Raw genomic sequence first — 5,304 nt, 5'->3', positions numbered from 1 at the left:
TGTAAAAAAAAGGGAACTGAATCGTCTTTACAGCCCTGTTCCTTTTTAAAATTTTCATAAGTAATTAAACTGTAAAAATATATAAGTTAATACTGTTTATGGGATGTATGCAACGCTAGTGTGTGGTGCCTGTGCAACATACTATTCTGATTATACAATACAATTGCATATAGGAATTCCGGAAGTCAATAATGTCCGTCCGAATGTACTTAATATCTGCATGAATATAAAAACACATGAATAGTTATAAAGGTATCTTACACAGGCACCGGAACAAGTCAGTTAATTCACTACAATTGCATAGAAAAAAACAGGAAGCCAACCATATCAATCATTGGTTGACTTCCTGTTGTATTTATATACGGAATGTTGAATTGTCATAAATGTACGATGCGCAGGCACCGATACAATTCAATTATTCAGCAATGATTTCGCCGGAAGTGAGGTCTAGAGTGACGGCGTTTTTAATGACGTCCGCTGGGACTTTGATTTCCTTCACTTCGTTGAATTTGCTGAACACGCCATCGATTAGTTGCTTGATTGTAACTGTTTCGCCGTCCATCGACATTGTAATAACAGTAATGCCTGAAGTCGATTGTGGGAACAGAGTTGCTTTGTCGACTACTGTGACAACAAAGAATTTGTCGATATTAATTTGCAGCATTTCAAGGATGGCTTCCAATTCAGAGTTGACCGCTTCTTCAAGGTCAGCTTCAACGTCAGCTGCCTCTTCTTCCACAGCCTCTTCCTCAGTTACTGCGTCTTCCTCAGCCACAGCATCCTCTTCAGTTGCAGCTTCTTCAAAATCAGCTTCAACTTCGGCTGCTTCTTCCTGAACTGTTTCTTCAAACTCAACCTCTTTAATAACAGAACCTTCGGAGATGACAGAGTCAACGCCTTCCGGTAGTAGGCCAGAGAATAATGACATTGCATCACTCATCATCGATTTGAATTCTTCATTCGTCATCGTTTGTGTAATGATGTAGACATCATCGTATTCGAACACATGGATGCCTTTCATGAACGCTTTCACAAGCTGCAATTGTGTAGCCGGATCAACTTGTGCCATGGAAGCTTGTAACAAGCCATCCGATAGTTCTGCAGGGAACTTCGTCCATTGCTTACCGTCAGATTGGAAGAAGCCGTCTTTTGTGAAATAAGCTTCCGTCGTAAGTTCTTCCGCTTCTTCACCCATGTTCATAGACATTTTGGACAGCATATGAAGTCCGATTGGATCTGTCGTCATGATCATATCCATATCCATTTTCATGTTCATCGAAAGCTCTTCCGCCTCTGCTTCCATCGATTGGTCCAATGTCAGTTTAGCTTCATAGCTTTTCAAGTCCGCCGCTAGCATCTTTTCAAGGAATGCATCGATGTCTTTCACACGATTCGTTGTGACATTGACTGTGTTGTCCTCTTCGGACACTGTCACGTCAAAGCCCACCAATGAATCTAGGAAATCGCTCGTAATATAATTTCCATAGTTTCGTAAAGTGAGTGGGAATACTTCGGACGTCGCTTTGCCATTTACGCTGATCTGTTGATCGGCAATGTCAAAATCAAGCGTCAAATACGTATTCGTCACGTTCAATTTACCAGGTGCCTCTTTCGTCACGTTGAAACCCGCTTCTTGGAACACATTATCCACCGGAATCAATACTTTCCCTTGTGACACGAATGGCTGTTCATAGCCCTCTACTTCCACTCCATCGACAACAAGCTTCAAAGTACCGTCTTCAGCTGATGCCGTCATGCTTGGCCAAGCGAATGAAAGAACTAATACAAACGCCAAGGCCCATGTTGCTAGTTTTCTCAACAACATAACCCCCTACAATATTTTTTGCCCTAAAAAAGACGGACATATTACATATACGCAAGCAATTGGAAAAAGTTTCAGATTTTACTGGAATATTTTTCTGACGTTTCTCCGTTATAGTCTCCACGTCATGATTCCTTCTGAGCATTTTCTTTATTTATTTCAAAAACCGAAGTAAATCACTACTAACCTATCTGTATATTTGGTATAGTCGGATTATTGTAGGCTATTAATCTACAATATACCAAGGGAAAGGGAGATGAGGGATTGAAACGGTTTTGGTTCGGATTGTTAGCATTGTTCATGGCATTTTCGCTCGCGTTGCCGTATTCAGCGCAGGCGGCCCAGTCGGTTGAGGCTGTCCAAGCTGCCGAAACGACCGAGCTGGATGTCAGCAGGTCGGTTCTGTCACTGACTGAAAGCAGGGAAGTGACGATTGAAGCGGATTTCGGGCGAATGGTTGATTTGGAGAAATTTGAACTGCAATTTGGCGGGAAAGCGCTGGATGAGTGGAGACAATGGAATGCTGATGCGAAAGCATATTCCGGAGATCCGTTTATCCTTGTGAAAAAAGAGCCGCAATTCATCAATGGCACAACGAAAATCGTTGCGGAGCTCGAGTTTGGCCTGCCGTTCGGTACGGATGATCTATCACCACGCTCGATTCGGGTCATCTACAAGGAATTGCTTGGGGACTATGAGCTTGCCTTAGTCGACTCCGAGAACGAATTAAAAGCAACCACGACAGTCAAGCTGAATGTGTATGACGAATTCTTGGAGTGGGATGAAATCAAACCTGCCATCGATCAGATTTTCGAAGAGGCAGCTAGTTTAAATGAACGCTATTTACATTATGAAAGTCCAGGAAAAAGTGTCGAAGGAAAAGATATGCATCTCGTAGTTCTTGCGAAGGATGAAGACGCGGTAAACAACTATTTGGAAAATACATTGCCAACAGCGCTTGAAACTCCTGAGGAACTATTAGCGAAGCTACAAGACGGCACGATGGGAGAGTATCAAGTCCCAATCTGGTTCAACAATATTCATCCGGATGAAGTGGAAGGGATTGATTTTCAAACTGGATTGTTAAAACAATTCGCTTTGGAAACAGAACTTTCATTCACGACGACTAATGAAGACGGGATAGATGAAGAAGTCGTGTTGAATGTTGACGAAGTGCTCGACCATATCATTTTCATCTTCAACTTTTCTCATAACCCGGACGGCCGTGTCCATAATACTCGAGCGAACGTGAACGGGTTTGACTTGAATCGGGACAATGCATATCAGACGCAAGTCGAGACCATTCAGCTGAATCAAGTCATTGCGAAATGGACGCCGCTTGCGATGATGGAGGGGCATGGCTATGTGAAAGGGTTTTTAATCGAGCCTGCGACACCGCCGCATAACCCGAACTTTGAATATGATTTATTAATGGAAGGAATGATTCCACAAGCACATGCGATGGGACAGGCGGGAATCGGCAGCTCCGAGTTAACGTCGTATTTCCTTGCGTCCGAAGAGTATGAAGATGGTTGGGATGATATGGGGCCTTCCTATACACCAATTTTCTCCATGCTGCACGGCACACTTGGCCACACTGTCGAAGTGCCGACACTCAGCCAGGATTCCTACAATGCAATGGTCGGTACAGGCTTCGGAATGATCCATTACGTGTTTGAGAATAAAGACGATCTATTTGCTAGACAGGTTGAAATCTTCAACCGGGGTGTCAAAGGGGAAGACAACCGTGCAGTGGATCCGTTATTAACGAACGCAGCCGGTGAATCAATCGGGCGTGTTCGCGGGGAACATGAAAACTTTTTCCCGGATTATTATGTCATACCAACCGACTCATGGAATCAGAAAAATATTTCCGAAGTATATCATATGGTGGAATATTTGATCCGCAACGGTGTGAAAGTCGAGCAAACGACTGAAACCGTCAAAATTGGACCGACGACCTATCCACAAGGAGCTTACGTCGTTCCAATGAAACAGGCGAAACGTGGATTGGCGAATGCGATGCTATATAAAGGCGATGACGTCTCCGACTGGGCGGCGATGTACGATCCGGTCGTCGTCAACTTCCCGGCACTTAGAGGATTTACAATCGTCGATGTGCGCTTTGCTGGGGAGGACTTACTGGAAGGATTGAAGGAGCCGGTGACAGAAGTCGTCGTTCCCGCGAGTGAAGTGGATGAACGCAAAACGATGCAAGTGTTGAAAAATGTTAATAACGATACGGTCAGATTGGTGAATGAATTGCTGAACGAAGGCAAACATGTTGGAATCGTCCAGGAGGATAAGTTCGGATTCAACATAGGGGATTTCGTCGTCGCAACAAAAGATATCGTTCCGTATAAGGACGATTATGTATTTGAAGCGGCTGTATTGCCGGCATATCAAGCAATCAAAACAAAATGGATCGCTGCACCGAAAGTGGCGGGAGCCGGTTCAGGCCAATTGTCTTTCGCATTAAAGGAATTAGGATTCACCTTAACGGAAGAGGAGCAGGCGGACGTCATCGTTTCCGACTCGAATGTACCGAAGGAACTTGCGGGCAAAACGTTCGTCGGGATCGGCAACAGCGTATTGAAAGCTGTCCATGATGCCGGGTTGCTCGCTGGATTTGAGTACAAGACAACAAAAAATGGACATGAAGGGCTCGTCAAGGCTACGGTCAATACGGAGCACCCGTTAATGGCAGGGTATCGTCCAGAAGAACTGCTCTACACAACGAGAGGTTCATGGATCACGGCCGTTCCAGAAGGAGCGGAAGTGTTGGCGAAAGTGAAATCGACACCAGACTTCTACGTTGCTGGCTGGTGGCCAGGGCATGAGGGCGCGCAAGGACAAACATTAGCCTTCACGCAACAACTGGATGATGCAACGATTACACTTTTCGCAAACGATCTCGCATTCCGGGCACATACGAAACACTCCTACCGTATGCTGGCGAACAGCATTTTCGCAACAGCAGAAGAAGTCCCAGGACCGGACCCGAGACCGGATAAAAATTAAAGAATGGATAGCCCTGTGGCATAGACTGCAGGGCTTTTTTCTTTTAATCGCGTCAGTGAAGTAGCTCTATCTCCAAAGGGTATCGACCCACGTACAAAGGGATTGCCCGCGCGTCCGAAGCAAGTTGTCGCACGACCAAAGGGAGCTGTCTCACGACCAAAGTGAGTCTAGCCGCGTCCAAAGCAATCAGCCACACGTCCAAAGGTAGTCTTGCTGCGTCCAAAGCCGTCCCCCACGCGCTCAAAGCAAGTCACCCTACGCTCAAAGCCAGCCTCCTCGCGCTCAAAGCAAGTCACCCTGCGCTCAAAGCCAGCACCCTCGCGCTCAAAGCAAGTCACCCTGGGTGACGTACAATAGTCTGTGTAAGCACAAAAAAGATAGGGCATCCTCAAGGTTAATCACTACAAAAACCAAGGAGGATGCACTATCTATGTCTAGTATAATCGATAATCTGTTTTCTA

Annotated in this window: 2 protein-coding genes; one reads left to right on the top strand and one right to left on the bottom strand. The window is 45.4% G+C overall.

The features are described 5' to 3' along the window. Positions 1-415 precede the first annotated feature (415 nt). Positions 416-1,819: a DUF6612 family protein gene (locus MHZ92_RS21190; RefSeq protein ID WP_239433707.1), complete on the bottom strand. Its 1,404-nt coding sequence runs from the start codon at positions 1,817-1,819 to the stop codon at positions 416-418. A gap of 267 nt (positions 1,820-2,086) precedes the next feature. Between MHZ92_RS21190 and MHZ92_RS21185 the strand changes: the two genes are divergently transcribed. Next, the gene (locus MHZ92_RS21185) at positions 2,087-4,843 is read left to right on the top strand and encodes a M14 family metallopeptidase (RefSeq protein ID WP_239433706.1); all 2,757 of its coding nucleotides are present in this window, start codon (positions 2,087-2,089) and stop codon (positions 4,841-4,843) included. Positions 4,844-5,304: the final 461 nt, after the last annotated feature.

This window comes from Sporosarcina sp. ACRSL (assembly GCF_022346605.1).
Classification (GTDB): domain Bacteria; phylum Bacillota; class Bacilli; order Bacillales_A; family Planococcaceae; genus Sporosarcina.
The sequence above is the reverse complement of the archived record's forward strand: the minus strand, read 5'-3'. Positions and strand labels throughout refer to the sequence as shown.